Below are 17,423 nucleotides of genomic sequence, written 5' to 3'. Positions count from 1 at the left end.
CGAGATCAAGGATGGCCAGGCGCATCCATGACGGCCCGTACGTATGTCACAGCTCGTACGGTGGCGTCGATGGCTTTGTGAATCTCCTGCTCCGTGGTGGCGTAGCCCAGCGAAAAACGGAGGGTGGAGTCGGCAGCCTCCCGGCCCAGCCCCATGGCCAACAGGACGTGACTCGGGGTGGGCGCGCCAGCAGAGCAGGCGCTTCCGTCGGACACAGCGATGTCGGGCATCGACGTGAGGAGCGCGTCGGCGGGGCAGCCAGGGAAGGTGACACTGGAGACGCCGGGCAGACGTGTGGAGCCGACACCATTGACGTAGCTCCCAGGGAGTTGCGCGAGGATCTTGCCCTCCAGAAGATCACGCAACTTTCCGATGCGAGATGCCTCGGCATCGAGTTCACGGTGGGCAGTCTCGGCAGCAGCGCCCAGGCCGACGATCCCAGGAACGTTGAGGGTGCCGGCACGCCAACCTCGCTCGTGTCCCCCTCCAAACACGAGCGGCCGCTGCGGCAGCGGGGTGCCGCGTCTGATGTAGAGCGCGCCGACTCCCTGCGGGCCGCCGAACTTGTGGGCAGATAGAGAGAGCAGGTCCACGTCGAGATCCCCCAGATCGAGGGGGAGCCGGCCGACATACTGTGTCGCGTCTGTGTGAACCAACGCGCCGACCGAGTGCGCTACCTCTGCAATGGGGGCGAGATCGGTGACGACCCCTGTCTCGTTGTTCGCCAGCATGATGGAGACGAGGGCCGCTCCGCGCTGCTCGACCTCGGCTCTAAACGCGCTGTAGTCGATCTTCCCCTCACCATCGACGGGCAAGATCATTAGAGAGCCCGGAGCCTCAGCAGTCAGGGCTCGAGCAGTCTCCAGAACTGCCGGGTGCTCGACTGCAGAAGTGACGATGGTCCCTTGGCTTGCGTAAGTGGCGTGCAGCGCAAGGTTGTTGGCTTCTGTCGCGCCCGAGGTGAAGATGAGTTCGCTGCGCGAGCAGTTCAGCAAATCTGCGACTTGTTGACGCGCCCGATCCACCCTTCCTGCGGCATCGCGACCGTGATCGTGGATGCTGGAGGCATTACCTACCGCCTGAAGCGCGTCGTGTGTGGCCCGCAGTGCTTCCGGGCGCATGGGTGCGGTCGCGTTGTAGTCGAGGTACACCGCCTCCGCGGCGTATGAGCCTGTGTTCATGGAGTGCCCCCGCCTGCTGAGATTGGCTCCTTACATCGCTCCTGGTGACTGTTCTCGTAGCTAGCTCATCTTCCACCAGGAGTGCCCTGAGATCCTAACGGACTCATCAACCCCTCGAGGCAGGCTCGCCGGAACCGCGAGTTTCAGCCACTCCGGGCCACAGATCTGCCGGAGCGCCCCACACCCTTAGCCGTCAGGGCTAGCCTTGATCCGGTGTCGTGAACACGCAGGTCCGCCGACCCTGACGGTCGGCAACCGTCTTCAGTAGCGGCCAAGCACAGTAGGCAGCGTGGCCGCGAACGGGGGGCGAGCACGATGAACGACCAACTGATCGCAGCCCTTCGGCGAGCTCATCCGATCTACGACATCCCAGAGGACGACCTCGTTGGGGAAGTTCTCATTCCAGCGATCAAGGTGTCGGATGACGTTCGGATCGCTGCCGGCTTCTTCAGCTCTCAGTGCCTCGCGCAGATCGCGCCGGGCCTAGCAGATTTTTTGCGCCGAGACACCGGCACACTTCAGCTCCTGATCAGTCCGGCGGTCGACGCGACCGACCTAGCAGCGATGGAGCGAGGGGTACGGAGTGCTGAGCAGGTCATTGAAGCTGCCCTCGATCGCCTGCTTGATGAAGCAGCCCTTTCCGAACATGCTCTTGTGCATCACACCCTCGAATGTCTCTCCTACCTTGTCGCAACCGGACGCCTAAAGGTCCGCTTCGCCCTCATGAAGTCCGGCATGTACCACAAGAAGCAGTGGCTCATCAGGTCGGACTCGGAGTGGGCCGCGGTGCATGGCTCGGGCAATGCGACCGCACGAGGACTGCTCGTAAACGGCGAGCAGATGACGGTTGACCAACCCTGGCGTGATGGACACATCGCCTCGGAGCGCGTGTCCAAGCTCCTGGCAGGCTGGGAAAGGCAATGGCGCAACGAGAGTCCACACGTGCTAGCCGTGGATCTCAACGATGGCCTCCGACTGGCAGGACGGCAACGTAGTACGGCACAGGCGCCGACTATCGATGACTTCTGGCGGGCATGGCACGCCGATCACGCACGAGGTTTGGAACCCCCACTGCCTCCCGGCGTGAGTCTCGCTCAGCCAAGGCTTCTTTCGATTCCGCCTGATGTCGAGTGGCGCAATGGCCGCTACGCACACCAAGCGGCAGCAGTCGAAGCCTTCTCGGTCAACGGCTCTCGGGGAATTCTGTCTATCGCCACAGGAGGAGGCAAGACCCAGACGTCCTTGATTGCTGCAGTCCAAGAGCAAGATCGCCACAAAGGGCCGATGGTTGTCATCGTGATCGCCCCGAGTGCGCCACTGATGCGGCAATGGTCCGATGTTGTCCGGCGCTTCGGGGTTGAACCATTTGTACCAAGCGGCAGCTCCGGGTCGAAGCGAGAAGCCCGTCTCGAGGAAATTAAGGCTGGACTTGCTTCACAAGGATCGTATACATCGGTCATCGTGTGCACCCAGAAGCTCTTCACTACGGATGCGTCTTTCCGGGGGTTCATCGGCACCCTCCCTCCATCGGTTCTCGCGATGGTCATCGGGGACGAAGTCCACAACCTAGGCTCAAAGAGCTTCATGACACAGAAGCCCGAACGCTTCGACGTCCGCTTGGGCCTCTCAGCAACTCCGAGTCGACAGTACGACTCTGAAGGCACTGCAGGCCTGCTCGGCTATTTCGGTCCGGAGCTATTCGAATTCACGCTCAAAGATGCTATTCGCTCCGGTTGCCTGAGTCCATACAACTATCATCTCCATGAAATTGCCCTCTCCGAAGATGAGATGGCAGAGTATGAGAACTTGACTCGACAGCTGCAACGGAAGGGTTTCCAGCAACCGGACGATGGTAAAGATTCCGATCTGCAGGCGCAGATCGAGCATCTACTCCGCCGCCGGCGTGCTCTTCTTGAGCATGCCGAAGCGAAGATCCCAGCCCTCCGTCAGCTCCTCGCTCTGCACGGATCGCGCGATGTGAGTAAGACGCTCATCTATACATCAGCGAAGCCCCCTGTGCTTACCCGTGAGCGTCAGATTGATGCCACTAATCGGATGCTCGACGAGTTGCGCATCAGCTTTCATCAGTTCACTCATGCAGAGACTGCGAAGCGTGGATCAGGGAAATATCTGGAAGCCTTCGGGCGAGGGGAATATCAGGTCCTTACAGCCATGGAGGTTCTGGACGAAGGAATTGACATCCCGCAAACTGACACCGCCTATCTGCTGGCTTCGAGCACCGTGCGCCGGGAATGGGTTCAGAGGCGAGGCAGGATTCTCCGACGTGCGGAAGGTAAGGAGATCGCCAATCTCCATGATTTTCTAGTGCTTCCGCCAGCGCTGGGAACGAGAGAGGGGCGCGCGCTCCTAATCGGCGAACTGAAGAGGGCGCGAGAGTTCGCGAGTGCGGCCGATAATGAATACGACTCGGATGGACCCCGGGCCGCCATCGACAGGCATGAGCGAACGCTCTAACGGGGAGGGATGGATGACTACATCACCGCGAATTAGTCAAGTTGCACACGAGGAAGTAGACGCGTGCAGCGAACGGTACACGGGATATCACGATGACCTTGTTTCAGCTCTCAATGTCCTTGTGCGGCAGCAGGACCACACGAGCCCAAGACAACGCCAGGACAATCTCCAGAAGGTCATTGAGAAGCTCGGGGCGCAGGCGATCAACCTCGGAAGGAACGAAGCCTGATGAGGCTGCATCGCATCCAAGTGCACAACTTTAAGTTGTTGCTAGATGTCCGAATTGACCTCTCAGTGGACCCCGGACGCCCACTGACCGCCATCCGAGCCGAGAACGGCTCAGGTAAGACATCTCTACTTTACGCAATCCTGTGGGGGCTCTATGGCGTAAGCGGCCTTAGGGCAGCGACAGGCAAAGAGAATATCCGCCTAACTTCTACGGCCAGTCCGGCAGGAATCCCCGTCATGGTCGAGGTCAGCCTTGACTTCGAAGTCGAGGACGATGGTGTACTGGCCCGCTATCGACTCCAGCGGACAGTGAACGAGACTCCTGCGGAGGGAGATGAATTCGAGCGAGGCAATGAAATCTTTCGCCTCACCCGACTGACTGAGGCCGGAGGAGAGCCGACGGCGTTGCCCGAGCGATGGATAGCGCATCGGCTACCCGAACGCCTCGCCGATGTCTTCTTCACGAATGGTGACGACGTCCAGAGGTTCATTAGCGGTCGGCAGCATGCTCATGAGCGCCAGGAGAAAGTGCACCTGGCTATCGAAAGCCTTCTAGGAATCGGCGTGCTACGGAAAGCCGTCGAGGATGCTGCCGCTGTATATGAAGTCTACGAGAAGCGCGCCGCGAAAGACGCGGGCTCTAAGGTTGAAGCGCTAGCAGATCAGAGAGATGCACGAAAGGAGAAGTACGATGAACTCGTCGCCAGGGTAGATGTACTTTCGGCACGCCAGAAGAACATGGAAGGCACCCAGGCTCAAAAGCGGCGCGAACTTGAGGCGATCAAGGATGTCGGGGACCTTGAGGTCCTCAATGCTCAGATTTCCGACCTCGAGCGCGATTGCGTAGCACTGGACTCCCGCAGGAATGAATGTCTACGCGAGATGTCCCTGTTGTTGCGCAGCGAGATCACCTCCTGGTCTTTGATGAGCGAGTCCCTAGCTGCCGGGCTCGAGCGCCTCGATGAACTCGCAGACAAGAGAATTATCCCTAGCCACTCAATCCAGGTCCTCCATGACTGTCTCGACGACTACCGGTGCATCTGTGGGGAGTCACTAAACCCTGGCACCTCGCACCGAAACCACGTGCAGGGCCTTCTCGCTGAGCAACAGAAAAGGAGCGAAGTAGGCGAACGTCTCTCCAAAACTAGGTACCGCGCACGCGCCCTTCGCGATATTGGGGACCAGTCGGATAAATTCCCCAACCGAAGGACTGAACTCCTCGCGGAGTATGCGACAATCACGCAAGAGATTGAACGTAAAGGTGCTCTGCTTAATGTTACAAAGGAGCGACGGGGCCGGATTGATGACGAAAGGGTTCGCTGGCTTCAGGGCGACTTGAATGACCTGGACGATAAGATTAAAGACACCATCTATGAGCACGGCAATCTCAGCAACCAGGTCGAGGCCGCACGGCAGGACCTCGCTGTCAAGCAAAAGGCTCTGGAGAAGGCTCAACGCGACGCTCAAATCAGCGCCGATCTTGCCACGAAGCGCGATGTTGCCCACGACCTGAAGACTCTTGTTTCTGCCGTGCGTCATCGCTTGGAGGGCGAATACGTCGATCGTGTCTCGGGCAGACTGCAAGGAATGTTTCAGGAAATTATTGGCACCGATAGCTCTGCTACGCAAGGGGTCTATACGGGTGTAACGATCACGGATTCTTTTGATATTAAAGTAATGAGTCAAAGGGGTGCTAGTTTCGATCCCGACTTCGAAGTCAACGGGGCGTCACAGCGAGCTTTGACCCTGTCATTCGTATGGTCGCTCATGGAGGTTGCGGGCGTCGTCGCTCCACGTTTTATTGACACTCCTCTTGGGATGGTGTCTGGTGATACAAAACGCCGCATGGTCGAGGCTATAACCCGCCCCGCAAGTCCATCAGAGACGCCTTTCCAGGTTGTCCTATTGCTTACGAGGTCGGAGATTGCCGGCATCGAAGACATCCTGGATGATCGCGCCGGCTCATTCACAACGCTCTCGTGCAGCCATCACTACCCGCGGGACCTATCGAACAACTGGCTTGTTGACGCTCCGGTGTCACGAACCTGTGCATGTACACATCGAGAAATGTGTGACGTGTGTGCCCGGCACGGTGACGTCGAGCATCTTCAGTACCGCGAACAGGGGGTTCCGCAGTGACGGTAGCACCGTACGCCAGCATTGATCTCTACATGCCGGAAGATGCGCACCGAGTCATTCGAAACTGCACCGGCCAAGGGAAGATATTTAGTCGCCAGATTGACGGATGGTGGCTTGGTCTGTGCATCGGCGTAAGAAAGGGTGAGCGTCTGCCGTTTCAGTCAGACGCTCAGCGCGTTAAGTTCATGGACGGCTCTATCTTCAACAGTGACCCGTGGCGGGTGACGCACCTGGAATTGCTTGCCCTTACGAAAGAGGGCGATGATGTCTTGACGGAGCCGCGACGGGTCGTTGGGCTGGCCATGGAGTATGCAAACTTCGGGCTTGAGTGGCTGGGAAATGAGTGCCTGCTCAAGACGGAGCCCACATTGTCGGTCCTTAGTCGCCTCGACCTGAGCACACTCGCTCCAGACTGAAGACCGCTCGTGATCCACGCGTGTCGGTATGGGAATCAGCCCAGATGGGAGTGCTATCGAGGAAGAAGGGCAGTTGGTGCCAGTGCGCGGAAACGTGCGAGATTGAATCCCAGACATCTTCAGAGACGGCGGCGCAGAACCCGTGACGCGTACTGCGAACCCTGGCGAGTACAGTCAGTGACTGTGGCTCAATTTTCAGGAGGAAGCCGCCGAGTTTTTGGGCACTACCCCAGAGATCGCTCCCGGAGGAGCTTGCCGACTTCCTTAGAAGTCCTGGGCGACGGCCGCGCCACGGTCAAAGAGCTCGGCGCGATCGGCTTCAGCGGAGTCGAGATCGATCGGCTGCGGCGACGCCTGCCCTTGCCCGGCAAGAAGTGCCTTGACTGCGAGCTGGCGGTCCCGGCCGGGCAGGGAGTCGACGCCGTCCGCCCTATCCGCGAGGAGATCAAGCCCAGCATCGAGGTCCTCATCGCCGAAATCGATGCCCAGTAGAAAGTGACGCCACCGCACAGTGCAACGCCTCGGGCTGAGCACCGACCAGCCAGTCTCGGTGGCAGGCTGGTCGACTGTGACCACAGCATGAACGGCGCAGCCTCGGTGCTGGATGTGCGGCCGGGCCGCACTCGCAATGCCTCAGGGCGGAGCCTCGAACGGCGCTGCGTCGTCAGTCACGCGACGCTACACAGCTGACCTGCGATGACGTTCCACACGTTCCCGATTCGCTGCGGAGGCGTTTCGAGGGCCTACTGCGACGGGGCTCTGACCTGCGGATTCGCAATTATCCGCAAGGCCCACTACGGAGGCACGGAGGCAGGGCCTTGCGCAAACGTGGATGAATGCTCTGAGTGATGTTCATCCGGTTCCCGGCAAGGGAGCGGACCGCCGCGAGCGGCGGTCCCAGACAGGGTAGCGGATGGGGCTGGGGTGTGGTGGGCGCCTCGGTCCAGTTCATGATCGCGAGGCTGCTCGTCGGTCGCTGCTGAGGTCTGCTGTCTCGGTGTGGGCGTCGGAGCAGGTGGGGTCGTCTTGGTAGCGGGCTGAGCTGGTGGCGTTCTGAGCGAGGAGAGACCGAGGACGACGAGGCTTTGGCGACGGTGCCGTCGCCGGCGATGAGTTGGTGGCGCTGCGGGCTGCTCCAGGAGCGTTTGGCGTCGGTGGGCAGCAGACCCTGGCGCAGGGCTTGGGTCAGGGCGAGGTCGGCGAAGGTTTCGCTCAGTTCTTCCAGGCGGGGGACGAGCAGGGTGCGCTGGGCGTGTGCCACTGGTGGCGGGAGGGCCCGGCTTCGGGCAGGCGGGCGGCTTCGTCGTGGCCGAGGTGCTGGGCGACGCTGCCTCGGATCGTCGTCCACACACTGGGTTCTTGCAGGTCGCCGGCGCAGTAGCGGGCGGAGCCGTGGATGCCACGCAGGGCGAGGATGAGCAGGTGGAGATAGGGCGGGTAGTGGGGCGGGCGCCCGCGGCGCGGGCCCCGGAGCGGGAACGAGGGTGCCGGCGAGGCAGTTGAGGTCGTCGAAGCGGGTCACGTCGGTGATGCGCTGGGAGACAGTGCGCAGGTCGGCTTCGGCGGCGCGGCGTGCGGTCTTCTTGCGGGCCGCGCGCGGGCGGCCCGCACCTGGGCGCCCCAGGCGTCCAGCGGGCACCAGCGCGGCTGCGTCTTGGTCGGGCCGTGCATCCACACCCGCGCACGGGCCGGGTCGATGTCACGGGTTGGCAGGCCGCGCAGCGCCTTGCCTGCATGGTGGCCCCGGCGGGGGCGATCCGCCTCGGCGCGGTCACCGGCAGGATCCGGGCCGCCGCCGACGCCGGGGGCACCTCGCCCGGTGGGCGGCCCTGTCAGCGCCGCATCTTCACCGGGCACGTCACCTCGCCCAGAGGGCTGCCTGGCACGGACGTGGCCCTGACCGGGGCTCCGCGCGCCAAAGTCGCCGCATACGCCGGGCAGATGGGGATCGCGGAACTGGGGCTGTTCCTTGAGGGTTATGTGGCGGATGGATCCCGGACGGCTGGATCACCCTGGAGTGGCGCTGCCCCTTCAGGTGTCCGCGGTCCTGGCATCGTGCAATGCGTGGCACGGGGCCGGGCTGTGCGGCCGACCGGAATCCGGGCAGCACGCCGGGGCGGCGAGTCAGCTGCCGCAGGCGCACCCGGTGGCCGCCCCGCTCGGCTCGGCCGCTGCGAGGTCAGTGCAGCAGGCGCTTCCGCTGAGGACTTCGCTCTTGCCCATCTGGTCGGCGTCGGCCTTGACGACGTAGACCTCCCAGGGCTCCTTGCCGGGGCCGTGTACCCACACCTTGTCCTGGAGGGCGTAGCAGCAGGAGGTGTCGCTCTCCTCGAAGGTCGCAAGCCCCGCCTCCTTGAGACGGCCGGTGGCGGCTGCGACCTGCTCGGTGGAGTCGACCTCGACGCCGAGGTGGTCCAGGCGGGTCTCCTGGCCCACCTCGCCTTCGATCAGGACGAGCTTGAGCGGCGGCTCGGTGAGGGCGAAGTTGGCGTATCCGGGGCGGCGCTTGGCCGGTGTGACGCCGAACAGCTTGGAGTAGAACTCCACCGAAGCGTCGAGGTCGGGAACGTTGAGGGCGAGCTGAACGCGGGACATGGCACTCTCCCCATCTCGTTGTATTGATGCCTGTCGATTCAAGCTTGCGCCCTGTATCGAAGTTCGTCAACATAGACATATGTCGAATCAAGAGCTTGAGGTGCTCGGCCAGGAGTGCTGCCCGGGTCTGCTGACCGCGCCGCTGGACGAAGAACAGGCCACCGAGCTGTCGAAGGTCTTCAAAGCCCTCGCCGATCCGGTGCGGCTGCGGCTGCTGTCGATGATCGCCTCCCGGGCCGGCGGCGAGGTGTGCGTGTGTGACCTGACGCCGGCCTTCGACCTGGCTCAGCCGACGATCTCCCACCACCTCAAGCACCTGCGGCAGGCCGGACTCATCGACTGCGAACGCCGCGGGACATGGGTGTACTACTGGCTGCTGCCTGAGATGACCGACCGCCTCGCCGGCATCCTGACCCGGCCCGCCGGCCAGCCCCTCGCCCAGACCGCCCAGAAGCCTGCCGGGGCGGCCTCATGACCGCGAAGGCGACGGTCCAGACCGCGCCTGCGGGGCCGGTCGCGGCCCGCTTGTCGTTCCTGGACCGCTTCCTGGCCTTGTGGATCCTGCTGGCCATGGGCGCCGGTCTCGGACTGGGCCGCGCGGTGCCGGGCCTGGGGGGCGCGCTGGCGAAGGTGACCGTCACCGGCGTCTCCCTGCCGATCGCGCTGGGCCTGCTGGTGATGATGTATCCGGTGCTGGCCAAGGTCCGCTACGACCGCCTGGACACCGTCACCCGCGACCGCCGCCTGCTGCTTCCCTCGCTGGTGATCAACTGGATTCTCGGCCCCGCCGTGATGTTCGCGCTCGCGTGGATCTTCCTGCCCGACCTGCCGGAATACCGGACCGGACTGATCATCGTCGGGCTCGCCCGCTGCATCGCCATGGTCATCATCTGGAACGACCTGGCCTGCGGCGACCGCGAAGCCGCCGCCGTCCTCGTCGCCCTGAACTCCGTCTTCCAGGTCCTCGCCTTCAGCCTGCTCGGCTGGTTCTACCTCTCCGTCCTGCCCGGCTGGCTCGGCCTGCAACAGACCGGACTGGACATCTCGGTGTGGGAGATCGCCCGCAGCGTCCTGATCTTCCTCGGCATCCCCCTGGCCGCAGGCTTCCTCACCCGCCGCCTGGGCGAGCAGACCAAGGGCCGCACCTGGTACGAGACGAAGCTGATCCCCCGCATCGGCCCCTTCGCCCTGTGGGGGCTGCTGTTCACCATCGTCGTGCTCTTCGCACTCCAGGGCGACGCCATCACCTCCAAGCCTCTCGACGTCGCCCGGATCGCGCTGCCCCTGTTGGTGTACTTCGCCCTCATGTGGGCCGGGTCCATGGCCCTGGGCAAGGCCGTCGGGCTGGACTACCCACGCACCACAACGCTGGCCTTCACCGCGGCCGGCAACAACTTCGAACTCGCCATCGCCGTCGCCATCGCGACCTTCGGCGCGACATCAGGCCAGGCCCTGGCCGGCGTCGTCGGCCCCCTCATCGAGGTACCGGCACTCATCGGCCTCGTCCATGTCGCCCTCGCCGCCCGCCGCCTCTTTGCCGAAACCGACCCGGCCGCCGAGCCGACCCGCCTCCAGGAGCCCGCCCGTGACTGATCCCCGCAAACCGTCGGTGCTGTTCGTCTGTGTCCATAACGCCGGACGCTCCCAGATGGCCGCCGCCTTCCTCACCCACCTCGCCCAGGACAAGGTGGAGGTCCGCTCAGCCGGTTCCGCCCCCGCCAACGCCGTCAACCCGGCGGTGGTCGAAGCGATGACCGAGGTCGGCATCGACATCTCCGCCCAGAGGCCGAAGGTGCTCACGCCCGAGGCGGTGCAGTCCTCAGACGTCGTGATCACCATGGGCTGCGGGGACGCCTGTCCCGTCTTCCCCGGCACGCGCTACCTGGACTGGAAGCTGAATGACCCCGCAGGCCAGGGCATCGACGCCGTCCGGCCCATCCGCGACGACATCGAGCACCGGGTGCGCGGCCTGCTCGCCGAGCTCGGCACCCGGGCCCGCCCATGAGCACCGCCGCCTTCGAGACCATCGCCCCGACCCGGGAGCGATGCGATGCCGAACGCCGCAGCCCCGCCGTGAACTGAACGCGACCGTCGTCCCTGGAGACGCCGGTACCTGATCAGCTGTCAGGAGCAGACCGCAGTCTGAGATCGGGCAGTGCGGTCCGCTTCGAGAAAGGGCGGGTGCACTGCCAGTGGCCGCAGGCACTGTGGGGCGATGGGCATCGACGCCGCTTGGGCTCGCGCGGAGCTCGCCGGCTTTCTGAAGTTGACCGAGCTGTACCGACCGCCGGACCCTCCACACCTCGGGACCCTCAGCGGCAAGTTGTCCTGGCCCGCTGGGTGGACGGTGCGGCGCTCAGCACGGCCCGACCGCGTCTCTCCGGGGCTTTGGACACCTGGTCGCCCGGTAGCTGCTCGCCGTGCCGCACAGCTCCGTGGCCTGCTCGCCGCAGGGCAACTGCCCTGCGGCGAACCTCGCCCGGGACCGGGGCATGCGGACGCTACCGTCCGGTGTAGGTGAACTCGTCGTCCGGGCTGGTGGGAGAGGTGGCCTTGCCCACCGTCACGGTGATGTTCACCGTCTGCTGGACGTCGAGCAGATCGGGCGCTGTTGCGGTGATCTGGCCGGTCGAGACGAACTGGACCGAGCCGGACGGCTTGTCCTTGAAGTGCACGGTGGCGCCTTTGGCGAAGCCCGAGCCGTTGATGGTGACCGGGGTGCCGACCTTCCCGCTCGTCGGGCTGACCCCACTGACCACCACAGGTGCGGGGCCGCCATAGGCGAACTGACTCATGGCGATGGCCGGGGATGTGCCGAGGGTGTTGGTGACGCGGACGTGGACGACGCCGGTTCCGGCGGGGACCTTGGTGGTGATCTTGAGGCCGGAGGGGTCGATGACGGTGTCGCGGTCGGCGCAGGCGAACTTGCCGAAGTCGACCTTGCTGTCCGGACTGAAATCCTTGCCGTTGATGGTCACCGTGTCGCCTGCGGCGCCGAAGGTGGGGCTCAGGTCGGTCACCACCGGCGGGGAAGGCACGTCAGGCGCCCCCACCAGCTCCAGGTAGGTGGAGTTGGCGTGCTGGTAGGCGACCTGGCCGAGGAAGTCCTGGGTGGTCTTGTTGACCAGCTTCTCGGAAAGGCTCGTGTATCCGGTGTTCATCAGGCAGAGCGTGCCGGGCTGGACGTAGATGTTGCCGTTGGTGCGCTTGGCGATCGCCCCGATGAGCAGCTTCACTTCTTCGGTCGCCTGGGGTCCCGGGCTCGGGTACCAGCCGGTGGTGGTGTCGAGATCGGTCCACGCGTGCGGTACCAGGTCGTAGGCGTTGTTCTGGCGCTCGTCGATGACCCACGGCACGGAGTTGAAGTAGTCGACGAAGCTCTGCACGCCGGCGGTGGGAGCGGCATAGGTCATCACCGCGAACTTCGGCTGTTTCGGCCAGGTCTGTGCCTGAAGGTACGGCGCGAGCATGCTGGCGATGCAACCGCCCAGGCTGTGACCGGTCAGATAGATGGTCGGCTGCGGCGAGGAGGGCGCCGCCTTGAGCGCGACGGAGAGCGCCTGAGCGAGCGTGGCGTTCGGGGAGGGAGAGGCGATCGAGCGGGTGGTGACCACTCGTGTGAACGCGTCCTTTGCCCCCTTGGAAACGTAGACGGGCTTCGGCGACCCGCTTTCGGGGAACGGGACGACCGTGCCGACCTCGAGGTCTTCGAGGATGTCGGTCCAATCGGCGTCCGTTCCGCGAGCGACCACGGCGAACTCGTTCGAGCCGTTGGTGCTCCGTACGAGGTAGGCCATATTGGCGTTGGCCTCGCTCAGGGCGAGCCACACCAGCTCCCACTCGCCCTGGGTCGCCAGGGTGGGATCGTGCAGTTGCGCGTTGATGCCGGTGATGATGCGGTTGGTCTGCTGCTCCAGGGTTTCCCCGGAGGGACGCGGGGTGTTCCCGGTGGCTGCAAGGGCAGCCAGCGTCATGGTCACCTGGGCGATTGCCGGATCGGATGCCATCGTCGTTCCTGCTCCTCGGAGGTTTGCCGGTGCGGAGGCGCGACGGCCTTTCGGCAGCATCAGGGCAGATCTGTGCCGAACCGACCGTCGGAGTGGATCGGCACAATCAGACCTTCCTCTCTGCAATGTCCGGCGCCTTTCTGCCTTCAGGCGGACCAGGTTCACCGCGTTGGCCCTTCGCCATACCTGCGGGCGGTTCGCCGAGCCATGTGACGCTGAGGCTTCCACGCCGCCCGTCCGCGCGGCTCTTGGAAAATGGCCCAGCGCTGAGACCAGAAGGTGCCGCACCGTCAGGAACGCCCTGTTGCTCCGCCGACCTGCGAGAACGGCACAGCTGTTCCCGAATTCGGGAAGAGGCGTTCCAGGGGTTCCCTCAGTTGAGGCTCTGACCTGCGGCTTCGCCATTATGCGCAAGGCCCACGGAGGCGCGGAGGACGGAGGAAAGGCCTGAGCCTCTCGCAGGGTGGCTGATGCGTTCGCTGTAGTTCGCTTCTGTTGGGGATGGGGGTGGTTGCCGTTGCTTGTGGCGACGGCGACGGCGACGGCAATGCCGATGGCGGTGGTCGGGGTGGACCACCGCCATCGGCAGTGTGTGCGTGGTCGGGCCGGTATGTCGTGGTGGCCCGGGTGGGGCGTCAGCCGCCGATGTGCCAGCTGACCGTGCCGTCCGTGGTGGTGAGGAAGGCCAGGAGGAGGAGGTCGGCGATGCCGAGGGCGATGCCCAGGAGGGCGCGGCCGCGGCGGGTGGTGCCGCGGGCCAGGGACAGGCCGCCGAGGACCAGGGCGCAGGGGCCGAGCACGACGTTGAGGACCAAAGTGCCGAGCAGGCCGAGGATGAAGGAGGCCACGGCCATGCCGTCCGCCTGGGGGCGGAGGCGGGAGGTGGGCCGGTGCGGGGCCCGGGGCTCGATGGTCTGCGCGGGCGAGGTCGTCCGGGCGGTTTCGCTGAGCGTGGTCATCGGGAGGTCACCTCGTCGTGATGGCGGCGTTCGCGGAGGAAGAAGACGAGCAGCCAGCCGGCGATGACGGCGGCCGCGACCAGGGTGACGGGGACGGGGAGGTGTGCCGCGGTGCCCAGCATGATCCCCATCAGGAGGAGGGCTGCGACGAGGAAGAGCATGATCTTCCTTTCCGATTCCAGAGGACAGTTGTTCACTCAGTTCCTTCAGTCTACGACTGCCCACGGGTGGAGTAGTTCGGAGAACGGTTGTTTACTGGATGACATGAGTCACAGTCTTGGAGTCCGGCAGGCCCAGAAACAGAAGACCCGTCAGGCATTGCTCGACGCGGCGCTCGGCCTGCTGGAGGAGCAGAGCCTGAGCAGCCTGGGGCTGCGGGAGGTGACGCGGGTGGTGGGGATCGCCCCGACCGCGTTCTACCGGCACTTCCGGGACATGGGGGAGCTGGGCGTCGTCCTGGTCGAGGAGGCGCTGGGCAGCCTGCATGTGATGGTGCGGGCGATCCTCGCCGAGCAGGACGGGGCCGAGGAGCGGATCGACCGTACGGTCGCGGTCGTCGAGCAGCACGTGCGCCGGTATCCGTTGCACATCAGGTTCGTGGCGCGCGAACGGCACGGCGGCGTACGGGCCGTGCGGCAGGCCATCGCGGACGAGCTGGGCCGGTTCGCGGAGGAGGTCGCGGCGGCGCTCAAGTCCCAGCCGGTGTCGGAGGGCTGGCGCGATGACGACGTACGGATGCTGGCGGAGTTGTACGTGGACCGGCTGGTGACGACGGCCGCGGCGCTGCTCGATGCGGAGGCGGACGGGGCCGAGGGGGCGGCCGAGCAGGTGGTGCGGGTCGCGCGCCGGCAGCTGCGGCTGATCAGCATCGGGCGACGCCACTGGCGGGAGGAGGGGCGGGGGGACGACGGCGGGGGAGGGCGGGAGTAGGGGCGTGCGCGGTACTCGTCTTCGGCGGGCGCGCGCCGGGGTGTCCGTTTCCCGGGCCCGTCTTCGTCAGCCCCGGGCCGGGGTGACCCGTACGCGGTAGGTGCCGTCCGGGTTTTCCGTCAGGACGGTGACCGCGGCGCCGCTGCGGCGGTCGGTGTAGGTGTCGCCGGGGAGGAAGGTGGCGTCGGTGAGTTCCGGGTCGACGTATTTGCTGTCCTGGTAGCAGCCGTCGCTGTGCGGGGTGGCGTCCACGACGCGGAGGGGGCCGCGGCCCGAGGGGACGTCGGTGGCGACGCGGTAGACGAGGATGCCGGGGCGGCAGACCGTGGGGTCGAGCGCGCTGCGGGTGCGGGCCTCGACGACCAGGGCGGTACGGGGGGAGGTCGGGATGACGACGATCTTGGTGCCGCCGGGGGTGGAGATCGGGGTGAGGGTGTGTTCGCCGGGTGTCCCGCGGTGCGGGGCGCAGTGCACCTGATCCGGGGACAGCCAGCCCAGCTTCCACTTGTGCCAGCCGACGAAGTCGTTGCTCGGGCCCCAGTCCTCGTCCATCGGGTCCCAGTGCCCCGCCGCGGGCGGGTCGTCGCGGTCGTCGGTGTAGTAGAGGTCGGGCAGGCCGAAGCTGTGGGCGTTCTCGTGGTTGAGGACGCGGAAGGCGCTCACCCCGGTTTGCCGGCTCCAGATGAAGGACGCGTTCCGGAACGGCACCCGGTCGGCGGTCCTCAGGCCCATGTCGCCGCCGCTGAAGGTGACCGACAGGACGGTGCGGGTCGCGGGCGGGCCCGCGTTGGGGGTGGCGATGACGTTGATGACGTCGTAGTCGCGGAAGTCGACGACCGGATCGACGGCGCGGACGATCTCCCGGGAGAGGGCGTGGTAGCCGTCGTCGGAGGCCGGGTCGAAGTTGGCGCCCCGTCCGATGCCGTACGCCGCGAGCGGGCGTGACATGTGGATCCACCGGAACAGCGGCACGGGGCGGTAGGTCAGCCTGCCGTACGAGCTGGTGCGGAAGTAGTCCGTCGCGGCCGGGAAGAACTCGGCGAACCGGGCCTGGGGGGACAGCGTGGCCGGGGCGTCCGGGAAATCGATGAAGAGGGTGAGTGCCCTGACGGTGCCGGACGAGCGGGCGTAGCCGGCGGGGGTTTCCGCGGTTTCGGCGACGTCGTCGGTGATGCCGCGCAGGGCGCAGGGGCCGCTCGGCGAGGCGCCGGGCACGGCAGGTATGGCGACGGCGCTGGGCGGCGAGCCCAGGGCTATGGCAGCGGCCGCGGTGGCCGCACCCGCGGCCAGAACCGCCGATACCTTGTGCTTCATATCGATCACCTTGTGATGACGGGGGACCGCTCGCGCGCGGGGTTACGTCAACCGGAGGCATGGCGGGGCCGGATGGGTCGGTACGGGCGGAGGGGGCGGCCTGGTGGTGGCCCGGCCCGGGTGCGGGGCCGGCCGGGAGGGGGCCGGGTCGGTCCGGGTGGCGGGGCGACCGGTCGGTGGCCCGGCCCGGCGTGGCCCGGCCGCGTACGGGGTGGGCGGTGCCGAGCGCCGGACGGGAAGCGGTCGCGTGTGGCTCAGGTCACGTGCGGGCGGGAAATATCCGGGGACCATCTCCCCGTTTGCACGGACGTCCGGATGAACCGGGGAGCGTTTCCCCGGTTCGCGCCGGGTCCCGGCCGGCCGCCGGCTCCTTCGCTCGTCGGCCGGTCCTCCGCTCGTCAGCCGCCCGTCGGTTCACCCGACCGGGCGCGCGGGGCGCGGGCGGCCCGGGAATCCGGACCTGCGGAAATGCCGAGAGTTGAGGGGAGTGAGCTGCCGTGGCCGCTGTCGCCGCCTGCGCGAAGACCGGGAGCAAGGGGCAGCCGCCCCGTCTGCGGGCCGATGCGCTGCGCAACCGGGAACGGATCGTTGCGGCCGCGCGCGAGACGATGGTCGAGTTCGGGTCCGAGGTCCCGCTCGATGAAATCGCTCGACGTGCGGGTGTCGGCAATGCGACGCTCTATCGTCACTTTGCGGATCGCCTGGAGTTGATCCACCACGTCACGCTCGCCGTCATGTCCCGTACCGCGGACCGCGCGGAGCGTGCCCTTGCCGAGGAGTCCGATGCTTTCCAAGCGCTGAGGCGTTTCGTCCACGCGGCCGTGGAGGAGCGGATCGGGGCCCTGTGCCCGCTGCTCTCCGACGGGGTCGACCGGGATCACCCCGATCTGGTCGCGGCGCGCGATCGCCTGGAGGCGGCCGTCGAGGCCGTGATGGGCGCGGCGCGCGACAGCGGCCAGCTGCGCACCGATATCGCGGTCGGTGACCTGATGGTCGCGATCACCCAGCTCACCCGGCCGCTGCCGGGCAGCAGTTGCCCGAACTTCGACCAGTTCGTGCACCGTCATCTGCAGCTGTTCCTGGACGGTCTGCAGGCGCCCGCCCGTTCCGAACTTCCCGGTGCCGCGGCCACCTTGGACGATCTGAGGCGCCGCTCGTAGACCGGGCCGCGGGCCGTAG

General features: G+C 65.7%; 15 protein-coding genes. 9 read left to right on the top strand and 6 right to left on the bottom strand.

Translation table 11 applies throughout. The annotated features are described in order from the left end of the window. Positions 1-5: 5 nt before the first annotated feature. Positions 6-1,151 carry a cysteine desulfurase family protein gene (locus AB0411_RS36150; protein WP_366421474.1) on the bottom strand — a complete coding sequence of 382 codons (1,146 nt, stop codon included), beginning with the start codon at positions 1,149-1,151 and terminating at the stop codon, positions 6-8. A gap of 345 nt (positions 1,152-1,496) precedes the next feature. On the opposite strand from AB0411_RS36150, the gene AB0411_RS36145 reads away from it, so the two are divergent. The 4 genes from AB0411_RS36145 to AB0411_RS36130 all read left to right on the top strand — a co-directional run bounded on the left by AB0411_RS36145 (position 1,497) and on the right by AB0411_RS36130 (position 6,931). Continuing rightward, complete coding sequence (locus AB0411_RS36145; RefSeq protein WP_366421473.1) at positions 1,497-3,656, top strand: DEAD/DEAH box helicase; 2,160 nt, start codon at positions 1,497-1,499, stop codon at positions 3,654-3,656. Positions 3,657-3,884: 228 nt separating this feature from the next. Further along, positions 3,885-6,023: an AAA family ATPase gene (locus tag AB0411_RS36140; RefSeq protein ID WP_366421472.1), complete on the top strand. Its 2,139-nt coding sequence runs from the start codon at positions 3,885-3,887 to the stop codon at positions 6,021-6,023. Further along, positions 6,020-6,439 carry a hypothetical protein gene (locus tag AB0411_RS36135; RefSeq protein WP_366421471.1) on the top strand — a complete coding sequence of 140 codons (420 nt, stop codon included), beginning with the start codon at positions 6,020-6,022 and terminating at the stop codon, positions 6,437-6,439. Before AB0411_RS36140 ends, AB0411_RS36135 begins: the two co-directional genes overlap by 4 nt. A 252-nt stretch (positions 6,440-6,691) precedes the next feature. Then, on the top strand, positions 6,692-6,931 hold the full coding sequence (locus AB0411_RS36130) for a hypothetical protein (protein WP_437044418.1): 240 nt from the start codon (positions 6,692-6,694) through the stop codon (positions 6,929-6,931). Positions 6,932-8,563: 1,632 nt separating this feature from the next. Here the strand turns inward: AB0411_RS36130 and AB0411_RS36125 are convergent. Continuing rightward, positions 8,564-9,034 (bottom strand): ArsI/CadI family heavy metal resistance metalloenzyme, encoded by a 471-nt coding sequence (locus AB0411_RS36125; protein WP_366421470.1) that lies wholly within the window; start codon positions 9,032-9,034, stop codon positions 8,564-8,566. A gap of 79 nt (positions 9,035-9,113) precedes the next feature. Between AB0411_RS36125 and AB0411_RS36120 the strand changes: the two genes are divergently transcribed. The 3 genes from AB0411_RS36120 to AB0411_RS36110 are packed head-to-tail and all read left to right on the top strand — an operon-like array spanning position 9,114 to position 11,039. Then, positions 9,114-9,509 carry an ArsR/SmtB family transcription factor gene (locus AB0411_RS36120; RefSeq protein ID WP_366421469.1) on the top strand — a complete coding sequence of 132 codons (396 nt, stop codon included), beginning with the start codon at positions 9,114-9,116 and terminating at the stop codon, positions 9,507-9,509. Continuing rightward, positions 9,506-10,627 (top strand): ACR3 family arsenite efflux transporter, encoded by a 1,122-nt coding sequence (arsB, locus tag AB0411_RS36115; RefSeq protein WP_366421468.1) that lies wholly within the window; start codon positions 9,506-9,508, stop codon positions 10,625-10,627. The genes AB0411_RS36120 and arsB overlap by 4 nt, the downstream gene beginning before the upstream one ends. Continuing rightward, positions 10,620-11,039 (top strand): arsenate reductase ArsC, encoded by a 420-nt coding sequence (locus tag AB0411_RS36110; protein ID WP_366421467.1) that lies wholly within the window; start codon positions 10,620-10,622, stop codon positions 11,037-11,039. The genes arsB and AB0411_RS36110 overlap by 8 nt, the downstream gene beginning before the upstream one ends. Positions 11,040-11,535: 496 nt before the next feature. Here AB0411_RS36110 and AB0411_RS36105 read toward each other — a convergent pair whose 3' ends face one another. The 3 genes from AB0411_RS36105 to AB0411_RS36095 all read right to left on the bottom strand — a co-directional run bounded on the left by AB0411_RS36105 (position 11,536) and on the right by AB0411_RS36095 (position 14,197). Next, entirely contained in the window at positions 11,536-13,041 is a 1,506-nt protein-coding gene (locus AB0411_RS36105; protein WP_366421466.1) for an IPT/TIG domain-containing protein, read from the bottom strand. Between the two features lie 635 nt (positions 13,042-13,676). Next, positions 13,677-14,000 (bottom strand): hypothetical protein, encoded by a 324-nt coding sequence (locus AB0411_RS36100; protein ID WP_366421465.1) that lies wholly within the window; start codon positions 13,998-14,000, stop codon positions 13,677-13,679. Continuing rightward, positions 13,997-14,197, bottom strand: a complete 201-nt coding sequence (locus AB0411_RS36095) for a hypothetical protein (protein ID WP_152105119.1) — start codon at positions 14,195-14,197, stop codon at positions 13,997-13,999. The genes AB0411_RS36100 and AB0411_RS36095 overlap by 4 nt, the downstream gene beginning before the upstream one ends. A 67-nt stretch (positions 14,198-14,264) precedes the next feature. Between AB0411_RS36095 and AB0411_RS36090 the strand changes: the two genes are divergently transcribed. Further along, positions 14,265-14,930: a TetR family transcriptional regulator gene (locus tag AB0411_RS36090; protein ID WP_366421464.1), complete on the top strand. Its 666-nt coding sequence runs from the start codon at positions 14,265-14,267 to the stop codon at positions 14,928-14,930. A 66-nt stretch (positions 14,931-14,996) separates the two neighbouring features. Here the strand turns inward: AB0411_RS36090 and AB0411_RS36085 are convergent, their stop codons facing one another. Next, the gene (locus tag AB0411_RS36085) at positions 14,997-16,244 is read right to left on the bottom strand and encodes a M6 family metalloprotease domain-containing protein (protein WP_366421463.1); all 1,248 of its coding nucleotides are present in this window, start codon (positions 16,242-16,244) and stop codon (positions 14,997-14,999) included. A gap of 497 nt (positions 16,245-16,741) precedes the next feature. Here AB0411_RS36085 and AB0411_RS36080 point away from each other — a divergent pair, with 497 nt between their 5' ends. Beyond that, on the top strand, positions 16,742-17,404 hold the full coding sequence (locus tag AB0411_RS36080; RefSeq protein ID WP_366421462.1) for a TetR/AcrR family transcriptional regulator: 663 nt from the start codon (positions 16,742-16,744) through the stop codon (positions 17,402-17,404). Positions 17,405-17,423 lie beyond the last annotated feature (19 nt).

The organism is Streptomyces angustmyceticus (assembly GCF_040701845.1).
GTDB classification, from domain to species: Bacteria; Actinomycetota; Actinomycetes; order Streptomycetales; family Streptomycetaceae; genus Streptomyces; species Streptomyces angustmyceticus_A.
This window is presented reverse-complemented; position numbering and strand designations above follow the sequence as displayed.

What these genes read in the sequence shown, in the direction of transcription:
- AB0411_RS36145 (WP_366421473.1), top strand. Translation starts at nt 1,497, where the DNA reads ATGAACGACCAACTGATCGCAGCCCTTCGGCGAGCTCATCCGATCTAC.
- AB0411_RS36140 (WP_366421472.1), top strand. Translation starts at nt 3,885, where the DNA reads ATGAGGCTGCATCGCATCCAAGTGCACAACTTTAAGTTGTTGCTAGAT.
- AB0411_RS36125 (WP_366421470.1), bottom strand. Translation starts at nt 9,034, where the DNA reads ATGTCCCGCGTTCAGCTCGCCCTCAACGTTCCCGACCTCGACGCTTCG.
- AB0411_RS36120 (WP_366421469.1), top strand. Translation starts at nt 9,114, where the DNA reads ATGTCGAATCAAGAGCTTGAGGTGCTCGGCCAGGAGTGCTGCCCGGGT.
- arsB (WP_366421468.1), top strand. Translation starts at nt 9,506, where the DNA reads ATGACCGCGAAGGCGACGGTCCAGACCGCGCCTGCGGGGCCGGTCGCG.
- AB0411_RS36105 (WP_366421466.1), bottom strand. Translation starts at nt 13,041, where the DNA reads ATGGCATCCGATCCGGCAATCGCCCAGGTGACCATGACGCTGGCTGCC.
- AB0411_RS36100 (WP_366421465.1), bottom strand. Translation starts at nt 14,000, where the DNA reads ATGACCACGCTCAGCGAAACCGCCCGGACGACCTCGCCCGCGCAGACC.
- AB0411_RS36090 (WP_366421464.1), top strand. Translation starts at nt 14,265, where the DNA reads ATGAGTCACAGTCTTGGAGTCCGGCAGGCCCAGAAACAGAAGACCCGT.
- AB0411_RS36085 (WP_366421463.1), bottom strand. Translation starts at nt 16,244, where the DNA reads ATGAAGCACAAGGTATCGGCGGTTCTGGCCGCGGGTGCGGCCACCGCG.